A 15,954-nucleotide genomic window follows, 5' to 3' on the forward strand; every position below is an offset into this window, starting at 1 on the left:
GAGCAGGGCATGCGTATCTGGCGGCGAAGTATCCAATGGCAATTGATTGCGAGCATGGGCGCAGCCCTGCTGGCGAGTATTCTCGTGGTGGTCGCGGTCTACACCGCGGCGGTCAACCGCTTGACCGAACGCTACCTGGTCGACACTGCATTGCCGGCCAGTATCGAGGCCATCCGCAACGACATCGAGCGCATGCTCGGCCAGCCCTTGGTGGCGGCGGCGGATATCGCCGGCAACACGCTGCTGCGGGACTGGCTGGCTGCCGGCGAAGACCCCGCCCAGGCGCCGCGCTTCCTCGAGTACCTCGAAGCTGCCCGCCAGCGCAACCAGGCGTTCACCGCACTGTTCGCGGCTACCGCGACCAACCATTACTACAACGAAAAAGGTCTGGACCGGACCCTCAGCCGCGATAACCCCAAGGACCAGTGGTTCTACGGTTATATCGACAGCGGCGCCGAGCGGCTGATCAACATCGACATCGATGGCTCCACCGGCGAGCTTGCCCTGTTCATCGACTATCGCGTGGAAAAGGACGGCCAACTGGTGGGCATCGCCGGCATGGGCCTGCGCATGACCGAACTCTCCGAGCTCATCCACAATTTCAGCTTCGGCGAACGCGGCCGGGTGTTGCTGGTGCGCAACGACGGCTTGATCCAGGTCCATCCACAAGCTGAGTTCAGCGGCAAGCGGCAGCTGGCCGAGCAGTTCGGCGATGCCGCGAGCCAGGCCGTACTGGGTGGCGGTGAAGGGCTGCGCAGCGTGCGCTTCAGCCGCGACGGCGAGGACTACCTGGCGTTGGGGCTGCCCCTGCGTGACCTGAACTGGACCTTGGTGGCTGAGGTGCCGGAAGCAGAAATCTATGCACAGATGCATGAGGCCGTATGGTTGACCAGCCTGATCGGTGCTGCGGTGGCGCTGGTTTCGTTGTTGCTCGTGGTGCTGTTGGCGCGTGGGCTGGTGCGGCCGATCCGCCAGGTGACCTCGGCGCTGGTGCAGATCGGAAGCGGGGCGGGAGACTTGAGCCACCGCCTGGACGACACACGTGAAGACGAGCTCGGTGACCTGGCGCGTGGTTTCAACCGCTTCCTCGACAGCCAGCGTGCGTTGATAGGCGAGGTGCTGCGCACTACCGAACGCCTGCACCGTTCGGTGGAGCAGGTGACGCAGGTGGTGGACAACACCGCTGACCGCTCCGGCCGGCAGCAGGAAATGACCGAAATGGTTGCCACTGCCGTGCATGAAATGGGGCTGACCGTACAGGACATCGCCCACAACGCCGGCAACGCCGCCCAGGCATCGCAGTCGGCACGCGACGAGGCGCTGCAGGCGCGCGAGGTGGTGCATCGCTCCATCCACAACATCGAGGGCATGTCTGGCGAGATCGGGCGTGCGGCCCAGGCGGTGGGCCAGTTGGCCGACGAGGTCGCCTCCATCGATGAGGTATTGGCAGTGATCCGCAGTATTTCCGAGCAGACCAACCTGCTGGCGCTCAATGCGGCCATCGAGGCGGCGCGAGCCGGTGAGATGGGGCGCGGTTTTGCTGTGGTGGCCGATGAGGTGCGTACCCTGGCGCGGCGTACCCAGGTGTCCACCGACGAGGTGCAGCAGATGATCCAGCGCCTCAAGCAGGGGGCCGGCAGTGCAGTGGCATCGATGCAGGCCGGGCAGCAGGCGACGGGCAGCGGCGTGGAATCCAGCCAGCGCACGGGTGCGTCGTTGGGTGCGATCACCGACCAGGTGGAGCACATCAGCGACATGAACCATCAGGTGGCGACGGCGACCGAGGAGCAGTCGGCGGTGACCGAGGAGATCAACCGGACGGTGCAGGGGATTTCCGACCTGGCCCGGGAGACGGCAGCCGAGGTGCAGGTGTGTCGCGAACAGTGCCAGGCGTTGCGGGGGTTGGCCGATGACCTGGCGCGGCAGATGGGCGGGTTCAAGCTTTAGATGGGCGCTGGCTTCATCGCGGGGCAAGCCCCACTGGAGTTTCGCAAGTCTTGGGAACAGCGCAATCTCGGTGGGAGCTGGCGACAGCCTGCGATGGGCTGCAAGTAGCCCCAAGCCCTCAAACGGTGGAGCCCCTCCAGACTCAAGGGGCCGCTTTGCGGCCCATCGCAGGCTCCGCCAGCTCCCACGAAGTAAGCGGAGCCTGGGCCGTATTTGCACGGCTGGCTTGTTTAGCACCATAGAATCTCCCACAGGTTCCGAGCAGACCTCGATGTCGAGATTTGCAGGGCCTTGTGGGAGCGGGCTTGTCCCGCGATGCGCTTGGTCAGGCGCCGACGATGGCGCGGATGTCCGCCGCCAGCTCGCGTACCCGCGCTTCCTGGGTATCCCACGAGCACATGAACCGTGCGCCACCGCTGCCGATGAAGGTATAGAAGCGCCAGCCCTTGGCCCGCAGTGCCTCCAGTGCGGCTTCCGGCATTTGCAGGAACACGCCGTTGGCCTGCACCGGGAACATCAGTTCCACCCCCGGCAGGTCGCTGACCAGCGAGGCCAGCAGCTGTGCGCAGTGGTTGGCATGGCGGCCATAGCGCAGCCAGGCGCCATCTTCGAGCAGCCCGACCCAGGGCGCGGACAGGAAACGCATCTTCGATGCCAGCTGGCCTGCCTGCTTGCAGCGGTAGTCGAAGTCGTCGGCCAGGGCGCGGTTGAAGAACAGGATCGCTTCGCCCACCGCCATGCCGTTCTTGGTGCCGCCGAAACACAGCACGTCCACGCCCGCCTTCCAGGTCAGCTCCGCTGGCGTGCAGCCCAGGGAAGCGCAGGCATTGGAGAAGCGTGCGCCGTCCATGTGCAAGTTCAGGCCCAGCTCCTTGCAGGTGGCGCTGATCGCCTTGAGCTCGTCGGGGGTGTACACCGTGCCCACTTCGGTGGCCTGGGTGATGGTCACCACGCGCGGCTTGGGATAGTGGATATCCTGGCGCTTGAGCGCCACTTCGCGGATCGATTCGGGCGTCAGCTTGCCGTCCACGCTTCGTGCGGTGAGCAATTTGGAGCCGTTGGAGAAGAACTCCGGCGCGCCGCATTCGTCGGTCTCGACGTGGGCGGTCTCGGAACAGATGACGCTGTGGTAGCTCTGGCACAGGGAGGCCAGGGCCAGGGAGTTGGCGGCGGTGCCGTTGAAGGCGAAGAACACCTCGCAATCGGTTTCGAACAGCTCTCGGAAGTATTCGGCGGCGCGCTCGGTCCACTGGTCGTCGCCGTAGGCGCGCTCATGGCCCTGGTTGGCCTTTTCCATCGCAGCCCAGGCTTCGGGGCAGATGCCGGAATAGTTGTCGCTGGCGAATTGTTGGCTGTTATCGGTCATCACAGCTGTCCTTTATACGACATGGAAGCGCACTCTAAACCATCGATTCAGCGGTTGCCTATACAGGGGGAGCAGCCGCTACGCCATGTGCTGCTCGTGCGGACCACTTCGCGGGTAAACCCGCTCCCACGGGGCAGGCGAATCCTTGTGGGGGCGGGTTTACCCGCGAAGAGGGCTGCGCAGAGGCTACGCTGAAGCGAATGTCGTAAACGCGCCATTGCAAGGCGTGCGCAGGCATCTGAGTCGACCGTGCCGGCCATACCATCGCCACAAAGGGCCACAGTGCCTCGAAGACAAGAAATGGCCGCTGCCAGGAGACAAACGATGTTCAGCAAGCAAGACCAGATCCAGGGTTACGACGACGCACTGCTGGCGGCGATGAATGCCGAAGAGAAGCGCCAGGAAGATCACATCGAGCTGATCGCCTCGGAGAACTACACCAGCAAGCGCGTCATGCAGGCCCAGGGCAGCGGCCTGACCAACAAGTACGCCGAAGGCTACCCGGGCAAGCGCTACTACGGTGGCTGCGAGCACGTCGACAAGGTCGAGGCCCTGGCCATCGAGCGCGCCAAGCAGCTGTTCGGCGCCGACTATGCCAACGTCCAGCCACACTCCGGCTCTTCGGCCAACAGCGCCGTCTACCTGGCCCTGCTGCAGCCGGGCGACACCATCCTGGGCATGAGCCTGGCCCACGGCGGCCACCTGACCCACGGCGCCAAGGTATCGTCCTCGGGCAAGCTGTACAACGCTGTCCAGTACGGCATCGACACCAACACCGGCCTGATCGACTACGACGAAGTCGAGCGCCTGGCCGTCGAGCACAAGCCGAAGATGATCGTCGCCGGCTTCTCGGCCTACTCCAAGACCCTGGACTTCCCACGCTTCCGCGCCATCGCCGACAAAGTGGGCGCGCTGCTGTTCGTCGACATGGCCCACGTGGCTGGCCTGGTTGCCGCTGGCCTGTACCCGAACCCGATTCCGTTCGCCGACGTGGTCACCACCACCACCCACAAGACCCTGCGCGGTCCGCGTGGCGGCCTGATCCTGGCTAAATCCAACGAAGAGATCGAGAAGAAGCTCAACGCTGCCGTGTTCCCGGGCGCCCAGGGCGGTCCGCTGATGCACGTCATCGCTGCCAAGGCCGTGTGCTTCAAGGAGGCGCTGGAGCCTGAGTTCAAGGCCTACCAGAAGCAGGTCATCGACAACGCCCAGGCCATGGCCAAGGTGTTCATCGATCGCGGCTACGATGTCGTGTCGGGCGGTACCGACAACCACCTGTTCCTGGTCAGCCTGATTCGCCAGGGCCTGACCGGCAAAGACGCCGACGCCGCCCTGGGCCGCGCCCACATCACCGTCAACAAGAACGCCGTGCCCAACGACCCGCAGTCGCCGTTCGTCACCTCGGGCCTGCGCATCGGCACCCCGGCCGTCACCACCCGTGGCTTCAAGGAAGCCCAATGCGTGGCCCTGGCCGGCTGGATCTGCGATGTGCTGGACAACCTGGGTGACGCCGACGTCGAAGCCGACGTTGCCAAGAACGTCGCCGCCCTGTGCGCCGATTTCCCGGTCTACCGCTGAGTGGAGTAACCAACCATGCAACGCTATTCAGGCTTCGGCCTTTTCAAACACTCCCTCAGCCACCACGAGAACTGGCAGCGCATGTGGCGCACGCCGACGCCGAAGAAGGTGTACGACGTGGTCATCGTCGGCGGTGGCGGCCACGGCCTGGCCACGGCCTACTACCTGGCCAAGGAGCACGGCATCACCAACGTCGCGGTGATCGAGAAGGGTTACCTGGGCGGTGGCAACACCGCCCGTAACACCACCATCGTGCGTTCCAACTACCTGTGGGACGAGTCGGCCAAACTGTACGAACACGCCATGAAGCTGTGGGAAGGCCTGTCCCAGGACATCAACTACAACGTGATGTTCTCCCAGCGCGGCGTCTACAACCTGTGCCACACCCTGCAGGACATCCGTGATTCCGAGCGCCGCGTCAACGCCAACCGCCTCAACGGCGTGGACGGCGAACTGCTGAACACCGAGCAGGTGGCTGCCGAGATCCCGTACCTGGATTGCTCGAAGAACACCCGCTACCCGATCCTCGGCGCGACCGTCCAGCGCCGTGGCGGCGTGGCCCGTCACGATGCCGTGGCCTGGGGCTATGCTCGTGCTGCCGACGCCCTGGGCGTGGACCTGATCCAGCAGACCGAAGTGATCGGCTTCCGCAAGGAAAACGGCGCAGTGATCGGCGTGGAAACCAACAAGGGCTTCATCGGCGCCAAGCGCGTCGGCGTGGTCACCGCCGGTAACTCCGGCCACATGGCCAAGCTGGCCGGCTTCCGCCTGCCGCTGGAATCGCACCCGCTGCAGGCCCTGGTATCGGAGCCGATCAAGCCGATCATCGACAGCGTGATCATGTCCAACGCCGTGCATGGCTATATCAGCCAGTCCGACAAAGGCGACCTGGTCATCGGCGCCGGTATCGACGGTTGGGTCGGCTACGGCCAGCGCGGTTCGTACCCGATCATCGAGCACACCATGCAGGCGATCGTCGAGATGTTCCCGATCCTCTCGCGCGTTCGCATGAACCGTCAGTGGGGCGGCATCGTCGATACCTGCCCGGACGCGTGCCCGATCATCTCCAAGACCCCTGTAAAAAACCTGTTCTTCAACTGCGGCTGGGGTACCGGCGGCTTCAAGGCGACCCCGGGTTCGGGCAACGTCTTCGCCGCGAGCCTCGCCAAAGGCGAGATGCACCCGCTGGCCAAGCCTTTCTCGATCGACCGCTTCTACACCGGCGCGCTGATCGACGAACACGGCGCTGCGGCCGTCGCCCACTAATCGGAGACAATTCGTCATGTTGCATATTTTCTGTCCCCACTGCGGCGAGCTGCGCTCCGAAGAAGAGTTCCACTCCTCCGGCCAGGCTCATATCGCCCGCCCGTTGGACCCTAGCGCCTGCACCGACGAGGAATGGGGTACCTACATGTTCTTCCGCGACAACCTGCGCGGTATCCACCACGAACTGTGGGACCACGTCGCCGGCTGCCGCCAGTACTTCAACGTCACGCGTAACACCGAGACCTACGAGATCCTGGAAACCTACAAGATCGGCGAGAAGCCTCAGGTCACCGCGAACAAGCTGAACCCCGCGCAGTCGGTCGTCAAAGGCCAGGGAGAAAAAGTATGAGCCAGGTCTATCGCCTCGCCAGCGGCGGTCGCATCGATCGCAGCAAGGTCCTGAACTTCACCTTCAACGGCAAGACCTACCAGGGTTATGCCGGTGACAGCCTGGCCGCTGCGCTGTTGGCCAACGGCGTCGATATCGTCGGCCGCAGCTTCAAGTACTCGCGCCCACGCGGCATCATCGCGGCCGGCCCGGAAGAGCCGAACGCCATCCTGCAGCTGGGTTCGAGCGAAGCCACCCAGGTGCCGAACGTGCGTGCCACCCAGCAGGCCCTGTACTCGGGCCTGGTAGCCACCAGCACCAACGGCTGGCCGAACGTCAACAACGACGTCATGGGCATCCTGGGCAAGGTCGGCGGCAGCATGATGCCGCCCGGGTTCTACTACAAGACCTTCATGTATCCCAAGTCGTTCTGGATGACCTACGAGAAGTACATCCGTAAGGCGGCAGGCCTCGGCCGTGCACCGCTGCAGAACGACCCGGACAGCTACGACTACATGAACCAGCACTGCGACGTGCTGATCGTCGGTGCAGGCCCTGCCGGCCTGGCCGCAGCCCTGGCTGCCGGCCGTAGCGGCGCCCGCGTGATCGTTGCCGACGAACAGGAAGAGTTCGGCGGCAGCCTGCTCGATACCCGCGAAACCCTCGACGGCAAACCCGCCGCCGACTGGGTCGCCGCAGTCGTCGCCGAGCTGCAGTCGCTGCCGGAAGTGACCCTGCTGCCTCGCGCCACGGTCAACGGTTACCACGACCACAACTTCCTGACCATCCACGAGCGCATGACCGACCACCTCGGTGACCGCGCCCCGATCGGCCAGGTTCGTCATCGCGTCCACCGCGTGCGTGCCAAGCGTGTCGTGCTGGCCACCGGTACCCACGAGCGTCCACTGGTGTACGGCAACAACGACGTGCCGGGCAACATGCTCGCCGGCGCCATCTCGGTGTACGTGCGCCGCTACGGCGTGGCCCCGGGCCGCAAGCTGGTGCTGTCGACCAACAACGACCACGCCTACCGCACCGCGCTGGACTGGCACGACGCCGGCCTGCAAGTGGTGGCCATCGCCGATGCACGCCACAACCCACGCGGCTCGCTGGTCGAGGAAGCGCGTGCCAAGGGCATCCGCATCCTGACCTCCAGCGCCGTGATCGAGGCCAAGGGCACCAAGCATGTGACCGGCGCCCGTGTCGCTGCGATCGATGCCGTGGCGCATAAGGTCACCAGCCCAGGCGAATGGCTCGAGTGCGACCTGATCGGCAGCTCCGGTGGCTACAGCCCGGTGGTTCACCTGGCCTCGCACCTGGGCGGTCGTCCGATCTGGCGTGACGACATCCTCGGCTTCGTGCCGGGCGACGCCCCGCAAAAACGCGTCTGCGTCGGTGGCGTGAACGGTGTATATCCGCTGGGTGACGCGATTGCCGACGGTTTCGAAGGCGGCGTCCAGGCAGCGACCGAAGCGGGCTTCAAGGCCGTTACCGGCACCCTGCCGAAAGTCGTTGCACGCAAGGAAGAAGCGACCCTGGCCCTGTTCCAGGTGCCGCACGACAAGGGCACCGCCCGTGCGCCGAAGCAGTTCGTCGACCAGCAGAACGACGTCACCGCAGCGGCCATCGAGTTGGCCACCCGCGAAGGTTTCGAGTCGGTCGAGCACGTCAAGCGCTACACCGCGCTGGGCTTCGGTACCGACCAGGGCAAGCTGGGCAACATCAACGGCCTGGCTATCGCCGCCCGTTCGATGGGTATCACCATCCCGCAGATGGGTACCACCATGTTCCGCCCCAACTACACGCCGGTCACCTTCGGTGCCGTAGCGGGCCGCCACTGTGGTCACCTGTTCGAGCCCGTGCGCTTCACCGCGCTGCACGCCTGGCACCTGAAGAACGGCGCCGAGTTCGAGGATGTCGGCCAATGGAAGCGCCCTTGGTACTTCCCGAAAGCCGGTGAAGACATTCATGCCGCAGTGGAGCGTGAGTGCAAGGCAGTGCGCGACAGCGTCGGCCTGCTCGACGCCTCGACCCTGGGCAAGATCGACATCCAGGGCCCGGATGCCCGCGAATTCCTCAACCGCGTGTACACCAACGCCTGGACCAAGCTCGACGTGGGCAAGGCCCGTTACGGCCTGATGTGCAAGGAAGACGGCATGGTCTTCGACGACGGCGTGACCGCCTGCGTCGGCGACAACCACTTCATCATGACCACCACCACCGGCGGCGCGGCACGCGTACTGCAGTGGCTGGAGCTGTACCACCAGACCGAATGGCCGGACCTGAAGGTGTACTTCACCTCCGTGACCGACCACTGGGCCACCATGACCCTGTCCGGCCCGAACAGCCGCAAGCTGCTGGCCGAGCTGACCGACATCGATCTGGACAAGGAAGCCTTCCCGTTCATGAGCTGGAAGGAAGGTCTGGTCGGCGGTGTGCCGGCACGGGTGTTCCGTATTTCCTTCACCGGTGAGCTGTCGTACGAGATCAACGTCCAGGCCAACTACGCCATGGGCGTGCTGGAACAGATCGTCGAGGCGGGCAAGAAGTACAACCTGACCCCGTACGGCACCGAGACCATGCACGTGCTGCGTGCCGAGAAGGGCTTCATCATCGTCGGCCAGGATACCGACGGCTCGATGAACCCGGACGACCTCAACATGGGCTGGTGTGTCGGTCGTAACAAGCCGTTCTCCTGGATCGGCGCACGCGGCATGACCCGTTCGGATTGCCTGCGTGAAGATCGCAAGCAACTGGTGGGGCTCAAGCCTGTCGACCCGACCAAGTGGCTGCCTGAAGGCGCCCAGCTGGTGTTCGACCCGAACCAGCCGATCCCGATGGACATGGTCGGCCACGTCACCTCGAGCTATGCCTCCAACTCCCTGGGCTATTCGTTCGCCATGGGTGTGGTCAAGGGCGGCCTCAAGCGCATGGGCGAGCGTGTCTACTCGCCACAGGCTGACGGCAGCGTGATCGAGGCCGAGATCGTGTCTTCGGTGTTCTTCGATCCGAAGGGTGAGCGGCAGAACGTCTGACTCCGTCCTGTGGCGAGCCGGCTGGCCCTATCGCCGGCAAGCCGGCTCCCACAGGAACGATGCAGGTCTAAAGGCTGACGCTGTCCCTGTGGGAGCTGGCTTGCCAGCGATGAGGCCAGCAAGGCCACCACAGGCAATAGGTTCCCCAGAGGCTGTGTCGCTCTGACCAACAGAATTCAAGGCAGGTAAGAAATGAGCGTAATCAACGTCTTCCAGCAAAACCCCGGCTCCAACGCCCGGGCCGAGTCGCCGCTGCACCATGCCGACCTGGCCAGCCTGGTCGGCAAGGGCCGCAAGAACGCAGGCGTCACCCTGCGTGAACACAAGTTCCTGGGTCACCTGACCCTCCGTGGCGATGGCCATGACGCAGCGTTCGCCGCTGGCGTGAAGAAGGCCCTGGGGCTGGAGCTGCCGGTCGCCCTGACCGTCGTCGCCAACGCCGAGATGTCGCTGCAGTGGGTCGGCCCCGATGAATGGCTGCTGATCGTTCCAGGCGGCCAGGAGTTCGCCATCGAGCAGAAACTGCGCGCAGCCCTCGAAGGCCAGCACATCCAGGTGGTCAACATCAGCGGCGGGCAGACCCTGCTCGAACTGCGCGGCCCGAACGTACGCGACGTGCTGATGAAATCCACCAGCTATGATGTACACCCGAACAACTTCCCGGTCGGCAAGGCCGTCGGCACCGTGTTCGCCAAGTCGCAACTGGTGATCCGTCGCACCGCCGAGGACACCTGGGAGCTGGTGATCCGTCGCAGCTTCTCCGACTACTGGTGGCTGTGGCTGCAGGACGCGTCGGCTGAATACGGTCTGTCCATCGAAGCATAAGGAGAACACGCATGAGTCGGGCACCGGACACTTGGATTCTCACCGCCGACTGCCCGAGCATGCTCGGCACCGTCGATGTGGTCACGCGTTACCTCTATGAGCAGCGCTGCTACGTGACGGAGCATCACTCCTTCGATGATCGGCTGTCGGGGCGGTTCTTCATCCGCGTCGAGTTCCGCCAGCCGGACGATTTCGACGAAGCCGGCTTCCGTGCCGGCCTCGCCGAGCGCAGCGATGCGTTCGGCATGGCCTTCGAGCTGACCGCACCGAACCATCGCCCCAAAGTGGTGATCATGGTGTCCAAGGCCGACCACTGCCTGAACGACCTGCTGTATCGCCAGCGCATCGGCCAGCTGGCCATGGACGTGGTGGCGGTGGTATCCAACCACCCGGACCTCGAGCCCCTGGCCCAGTGGCACAAGATTCCGTACTACCACTTCCCCCTGGACCCGAAGGACAAGCCAGCCCAGGAGCGCAAGGTGCTGCAGGTGATCGAGGAGACCGGCGCCGAGCTGGTGATCCTCGCCCGCTACATGCAGGTGTTGTCGCCCGAGCTGTGCCGTCGCCTGGATGGCTGGGCGATCAATATCCATCACTCCCTGCTACCGGGCTTCAAGGGTGCCAAGCCCTACCACCAGGCCTACAACAAGGGCGTGAAGATGGTCGGCGCCACGGCGCACTACATCAACAACGACCTCGACGAAGGGCCGATCATCGCCCAGGGCGTCGAGGTGGTGGACCACAGCCACTATCCGGAAGATTTGATTGCCAAGGGCCGCGACATCGAGTGCCTGACCCTGGCGCGGGCGGTGGGTTACCACATCGAGCGGCGCGTGTTCCTCAACGCCAATCGCACCGTCGTGCTCTGAATTGTGGGGCTGCTGTGCAGCCCAATCGCGGGACGAGCCCGCTCCCACAGGGTTACTGCTGGCCCTGTGGGAGCGGGCTCGTCCCGCGATTGGGTCGTGCAGCGGCCCCATTTCATTCCTGCCGTTAACAGGCAATCCCCTGTCGCTTCCAGTCACTGCGACAAGTTGTATCAGGCCCACAATTCCCTGCATTCCAGTAACACATGCCGCCCATGGACGGCGGCGCGTTCCACCACCGCTGCATAAATAAAAATCAAGCGAGGTAAGAGCATGTCTGGCAATCGTGGAGTGGTGTATCTCGGCGCGGGCAAGGTCGAGGTGCAGAAGATCGACTACCCGAAAATGCAAGACCCACGCGGCAAGAAGATCGAGCACGGCGTGATCCTCAAGGTGGTCTCCACCAATATCTGCGGCTCCGACCAGCACATGGTCCGTGGCCGTACTACCGCCCAGGTCGGCCTGGTCCTGGGCCACGAAATCACCGGTGAAATCGTCGAGAAGGGCCGCGACGTCGAGCGCATGCAGATCGGCGACCTGGTGTCGGTACCGTTCAACGTCGCCTGCGGTCGCTGCCGCTCCTGCAAAGAAATGCACACCGGTGTCTGCCTCACCGTCAACCCGGCTCGCGCCGGCGGGGCCTACGGCTACGTCGATATGGGCGACTGGACCGGCGGCCAGGCCGAATACGTCCTGGTGCCATACGCTGATTTCAACCTGCTGAAACTGCCGGAGCGCGACAAGGCCATGGAGAAGATCCGTGACCTGACCTGCCTGTCCGACATCCTGCCGACGGGTTACCACGGTGCCGTGACTGCCGGTGTAGGCCCAGGCAGCACCGTCTACGTCGCCGGTGCCGGCCCGGTCGGCCTGGCAGCCGCTGCCTCGGCCCGCCTGCTGGGCGCGGCCTGCGTCATCGTCGGCGACCTCAACCCGGCCCGCCTGGCCCATGCAAAGGCCCAGGGCTTCGAAGTGGTCGACCTGTCCAAGGACACCCCACTGCACGAGCAGATCGTCGATATCCTCGGCGAACCGGAAGTGGACTGCGCCATCGACGCCGTCGGCTTCGAAGCCCGCGGCCATGGCCACGAAGGTGCCAAGCACGAGGCACCGGCTACCGTGCTGAACTCGCTGATGCAGGTCACCCGCGTTGCCGGCAACATCGGTATCCCGGGCTTGTACGTGACCGAAGACCCGGGGGCGGTGGATGCCGCTGCCAAGATCGGCGCGCTGAGCATCCGCTTCGGCCTGGGCTGGGCGAAATCGCACAGCTTCCACACCGGCCAGACCCCGACCATGAAGTACAACCGCCAGCTGATGCAGGCGATCATGTGGGACCGTATCAACATCGCCGAGGTGGTTGGCGTGCAGGTGATCAACCTGGACCAGGCGCCGCAAGGCTACGGCGAGTTCGATGCAGGTGTGCCGAAGAAGTTCGTGATCGACCCGCACAAGATGTGGGGTGCGGCGTAACCCGCTGATGAAGAAGCCCCTCGAATCGAGGGGCTTTTTCATGATGGACAGGTTTATGGCGACCTCGATGGCTGGCCGGAACATTCCCCGTTTTGCCCAGTCAAATGCCTCGTTTCCCAGGCCATCCCGGCCGACGAGGTCCTCCCCCGATGAAAGCGCTTACCCTGGCAACCCTGATGACCCTGGCTGCAAACCCGGTGTTCGCCTACAACCTGAGCGACGCGGCCAATGCCGTGTCGGCGATGCAGAACCAGAATTCGAGCCAGCAGGGCCAGGTGCAGGCCCCGGCCGCCCAGGCCAACCTGCTCAATACCTTGGGCAGCGAGCTGAAGATCACCCCTGAACAGGCCATCGGTGGTGCAGGTGCGATGCTGGGGCTGGCGCGCAACAACCTGAGTGAAACCGACTATGGCCAGCTGACCCAGGCGGTGCCCGGTCTGGACCTGCTCACCGGTGCCAATGCCCTGGGTGGTTTGAGTGGCCTGGGCGCGTTGCTCGGGCAGAACAGCCAGAGCGCCTCGCCGCTGGGCAATGCCTTGGGCAACGTCGAAAACCGCAGCGACCTGGACAACGCCTTCAAGCTGCTAGGGATGGACACTGGCATGATCGGCCAGTTCGCCCCGCTGATCCTCCAGTACCTGGGGCAGCAGGGCATCGCCGGCTCGCTGTTGCAGAACCTGGGCAGCCTGTGGGCGACCCCGGCGCCGGCGGCCGTGCCTTCGGTCTGACACGCCTGCCTGTAGGAGCGGCCTTGCGCCGCTCCTACAGGGGGCTTTCGGAGAAGTCCACCAGGCGCACGGGCCGGCGGAAGCCGGCAGTGAGCACGGCCAGGTAGGCCAGGCCCATGGCGAACCAGCACAGGCCGATCACCAGGGTCAGGGCCGACAGGCTGGTCCACAGCCACAGGGTCAGGCCCAGGCCCACCAGCGGCACCAGCCCGTAGCACAGCAGGCCCTTGAGGTTACGGTGAGCCCCCTGGCCCACCAAGTGGGTACGCACCACTGCCAGGTTCACCGCCGAGAAGGCCACCAGCGCACCGAAACTGATCAGCGAGGCGAGGGTGGCGAGATCGATGACCAAGGCCAGCAACGAGAAAGCCGACACCAGCACGATGGCGAACACCGGGGTCCCGAAGCGAGGCGACAGCTTGCCGAAAGTGCGCTGTGGCAGCACTTTGTCGCGGCCCATGGTGTAGAGGATGCGCGATACCGCCGCCTGGGAGGCCAGGGCCGAGCCCAGGCTTCCGGCAACGAAGGCGGCGGTGAAGAAGTTGGCCAGGAACTGGCCGCCAGCCTTGAGCATCACTTCGTTGGCGGCGGCATCGGCGTTGGCGAACGTGCTGCCCGGCAGTACCAGTTGGCTGATGTAGGCCAGCAGCGTGAACAGCAGGCCCGCGCCCAGCGTGGTGAGAATGATCGCCCGTGGCACATCGCGGCGCGCATCACGGGTTTCTTCCGCCAGGGTGGAGACCGCGTCGAAGCCCAGGAACGACAGGCACAGCACCGCCGCACCGGCCATCAGGTGACCGAAGCCCGGCTGGCTGCCATCGCCCAGCAGCGGCGAGAGCAGATCGACCGGCTGGCCAGCCAGGGACTGGTAGGACAGCGCCACGAACACGCCGATGAAGACAATCTGCGCGCCGACGATCAGGTTGCTGGCCTTGGCCACCGAATGGATACCGATCACGTTGAGCACGGTCACCAGGGCGATGGAAGCCAGGATGATGGCCCAGGCCGGTATGGCAGGGAAGGCGATGTTGAGGAACAGGCCGATGAGCAGGTAGTTGATCATCGGGATGAACAGGTAGTCGAGCAGCAGCGACCAGCCGGCGAGGAAGCCGATGTTCGGGCCGAAGGCCATGTTGGTGTAGGAGTACGCCGAGCCCGCGACCGGGAAGCGCTTGACCATGAAGCTATAGGACGTGGCGGTGAACAGCATCGCCAGCAGGGTCACGAGATAGGCGCCGGCCGTACGGCCACCGGTGATCTCGGTGACGATGCCGTAGGTGGTGAAGATGGTCAGCGGGACCATGTACACCAGGCCGAAGAACACCAGGGCGGGAAGCCCCAGGACACGGCGAAGTTGAGGAGCTGCCTCGGCAGCGTTGCAAGGTTGTTTGGCCATCGATCGATCCAGGCATTTTTGTAGTTGTGCGTTGATCGATTTTTATCCACCCAGGTGGCTGATGACAAACAAAGAGTTGCTAATGTCGATTATAAATCTGGATTTTAATCGGTTTGCTCCACCGTGTTTCTGGCCCAATCGCCGGCAAGCCGGCTCCCACAGCTGAAAATAGCGCAGGACGGGGGGAGCCGGCTTGCCGGCGATTGGGCAGGTTAATTAATGCATCTCGGCGCGCAGTTGCGCGATCCGCTGGTCCTTGTCCAGCCACAACTGGTTCACCCAGGCCTGCACCCTCTGGCGAAACTCAGGGTCGTTCTCGTAGTCACCCGCACACAGCGCCGGGTCGAGCTCGCGCACACGGATATCGATGATCACGCGGCTGATGCTGCCATTGAGCAAGTCCCAGAACCCTGGGGCCGTGTCGCCGGGATAGACAATGGTGACGTCCAGCAGGGCATCGAGCTGCTCGCCGAGCGCTGCGAGCACGAACGCGACGCCGCCGGCCTTGGGTTTGAGCAGATGCTGGTAGGGCGATTGCTGGGCTTGGCGCTTGGCCTCGCTGAAACGGGTGCCTTCCAGGTAGTTGACCACCGTGACCGGCTGGCGCTTGAACAGTTCGCAGGCTGCCTTGGTGATTTCCAGGTCCTTGCCCTTGAGCTCGGGGTGCTTGTCCAGGAAGGCTTTGCTGTAGCGCTTCATGAAGGGGTAGTCCAGCGCCCACCAGGCCAGGCCCAGCAGCGGTACCCAGATCAGCTCCTTCTTCAGGAAGAACTTGAAGAACGGCACGCGGCGGTTGAGGCTTTCGATCAAGGCGGGAATATCGACCCAGCTCTGGTGATTGCTCACGCAGAGGTAGGAGGTGTCCTGGCGCAGTTTCTCGATGCCGCGGATGTCCCATTGGGTCGGGATGCACAGGGCGAAGATCGCTTTGTCGATCTCCGACCAGGTTTCTGCGATCCACATCACTGCCCAGGAGGCGTAGTCGCGTCCACGGCCCGGCAGCACCAGTTTGAGCAGGGCGAACACCATCAGCGGGCCGATCAGCACGAGGGTGTTGAGCAGCAGCAGGGCGGTGGTGAGTATGCCGGTCAGCAGGCGACGCATAAAAAGACTCTTGTTGTCAGATAAAAGCGGTTGGCAATGATA

General features: G+C 64.2%; 12 protein-coding genes and 1 pseudogene. 10 read left to right on the forward strand and 3 right to left on the reverse strand.

What is annotated here, in order from left to right; all coding sequences use genetic code 11:
- Positions 1 to 192: 192 nt before the first annotated feature.
- Together ACXHGZ_RS00315 and ACXHGZ_RS00320 are read left to right on the forward strand one after the other, a co-directional pair.
- Positions 193 to 1,035 (forward strand): annotated as a pseudogene (locus ACXHGZ_RS00315) (cache domain-containing protein); the annotation flags it as partial.
- Between the two features lie 207 nt (positions 1,036 to 1,242).
- Positions 1,243 to 1,947 carry a methyl-accepting chemotaxis protein gene (locus tag ACXHGZ_RS00320; protein WP_411969626.1) on the forward strand — a complete coding sequence of 235 codons (705 nt, stop codon included), beginning with the start codon at positions 1,243 to 1,245 and terminating at the stop codon, positions 1,945 to 1,947.
- Between the two features lie 325 nt (positions 1,948 to 2,272).
- On the opposite strand, the gene ACXHGZ_RS00325 is transcribed toward ACXHGZ_RS00320, so the two are convergent.
- Positions 2,273 to 3,313, reverse strand: coding sequence for a threonine aldolase family protein (locus ACXHGZ_RS00325; protein WP_480461863.1), 1,041 nt, complete (start codon positions 3,311 to 3,313; stop codon positions 2,273 to 2,275).
- Positions 3,314 to 3,637: 324 nt separating this feature from the next.
- Here ACXHGZ_RS00325 and ACXHGZ_RS00330 point away from each other — a divergent pair, with 324 nt between their 5' ends.
- The 8 genes from ACXHGZ_RS00330 to ACXHGZ_RS00365 all read left to right on the forward strand — a co-directional run bounded on the left by ACXHGZ_RS00330 (position 3,638) and on the right by ACXHGZ_RS00365 (position 13,412).
- A complete protein-coding gene (locus tag ACXHGZ_RS00330; RefSeq protein WP_224457662.1) occupies positions 3,638 to 4,891 on the forward strand; it encodes a serine hydroxymethyltransferase in 1,254 nt (417 codons plus the stop codon).
- A 15-nt stretch (positions 4,892 to 4,906) separates the two neighbouring features.
- Positions 4,907 to 6,157 (forward strand): sarcosine oxidase subunit beta family protein, encoded by a 1,251-nt coding sequence (locus tag ACXHGZ_RS00335; RefSeq protein WP_043211104.1) that lies wholly within the window; start codon positions 4,907 to 4,909, stop codon positions 6,155 to 6,157.
- A gap of 16 nt (positions 6,158 to 6,173) precedes the next feature.
- On the forward strand, positions 6,174 to 6,506 hold the full coding sequence (locus ACXHGZ_RS00340; protein ID WP_438307540.1) for a sarcosine oxidase subunit delta: 333 nt from the start codon (positions 6,174 to 6,176) through the stop codon (positions 6,504 to 6,506).
- Positions 6,503 to 9,520 (forward strand): sarcosine oxidase subunit alpha, encoded by a 3,018-nt coding sequence (locus ACXHGZ_RS00345; RefSeq protein ID WP_480461866.1) that lies wholly within the window; start codon positions 6,503 to 6,505, stop codon positions 9,518 to 9,520. Before ACXHGZ_RS00340 ends, ACXHGZ_RS00345 begins: the two co-directional genes overlap by 4 nt.
- Before the next feature lie 192 nt (positions 9,521 to 9,712).
- Positions 9,713 to 10,345 carry a sarcosine oxidase subunit gamma gene (locus tag ACXHGZ_RS00350; protein WP_084856332.1) on the forward strand — a complete coding sequence of 211 codons (633 nt, stop codon included), beginning with the start codon at positions 9,713 to 9,715 and terminating at the stop codon, positions 10,343 to 10,345.
- A gap of 11 nt (positions 10,346 to 10,356) precedes the next feature.
- Complete coding sequence (purU, locus tag ACXHGZ_RS00355) at positions 10,357 to 11,214, forward strand: formyltetrahydrofolate deformylase (protein WP_084856331.1); 858 nt, start codon at positions 10,357 to 10,359, stop codon at positions 11,212 to 11,214.
- Between the two features lie 270 nt (positions 11,215 to 11,484).
- On the forward strand, positions 11,485 to 12,684 hold the full coding sequence (gene fdhA / locus ACXHGZ_RS00360; protein ID WP_196143957.1) for a formaldehyde dehydrogenase, glutathione-independent: 1,200 nt from the start codon (positions 11,485 to 11,487) through the stop codon (positions 12,682 to 12,684).
- A gap of 149 nt (positions 12,685 to 12,833) precedes the next feature.
- A complete protein-coding gene (locus tag ACXHGZ_RS00365; protein ID WP_480461869.1) occupies positions 12,834 to 13,412 on the forward strand; it encodes a DUF2780 domain-containing protein in 579 nt (192 codons plus the stop codon).
- A gap of 34 nt (positions 13,413 to 13,446) precedes the next feature.
- Here the strand turns inward: ACXHGZ_RS00365 and ACXHGZ_RS00370 are convergent, their stop codons facing one another.
- Together ACXHGZ_RS00370 and yihG are read right to left on the reverse strand one after the other, a co-directional pair.
- Complete coding sequence (locus ACXHGZ_RS00370; protein WP_480461871.1) at positions 13,447 to 14,808, reverse strand: APC family permease; 1,362 nt, start codon at positions 14,806 to 14,808, stop codon at positions 13,447 to 13,449.
- A 216-nt stretch (positions 14,809 to 15,024) separates the two neighbouring features.
- Complete coding sequence (yihG, locus tag ACXHGZ_RS00375; protein WP_480461873.1) at positions 15,025 to 15,912, reverse strand: 1-acylglycerol-3-phosphate O-acyltransferase, YihG family; 888 nt, start codon at positions 15,910 to 15,912, stop codon at positions 15,025 to 15,027.
- Between the last annotated feature and the right edge of the window lie 42 nt (positions 15,913 to 15,954).

This window comes from Pseudomonas shiyinii (assembly GCF_056725765.1).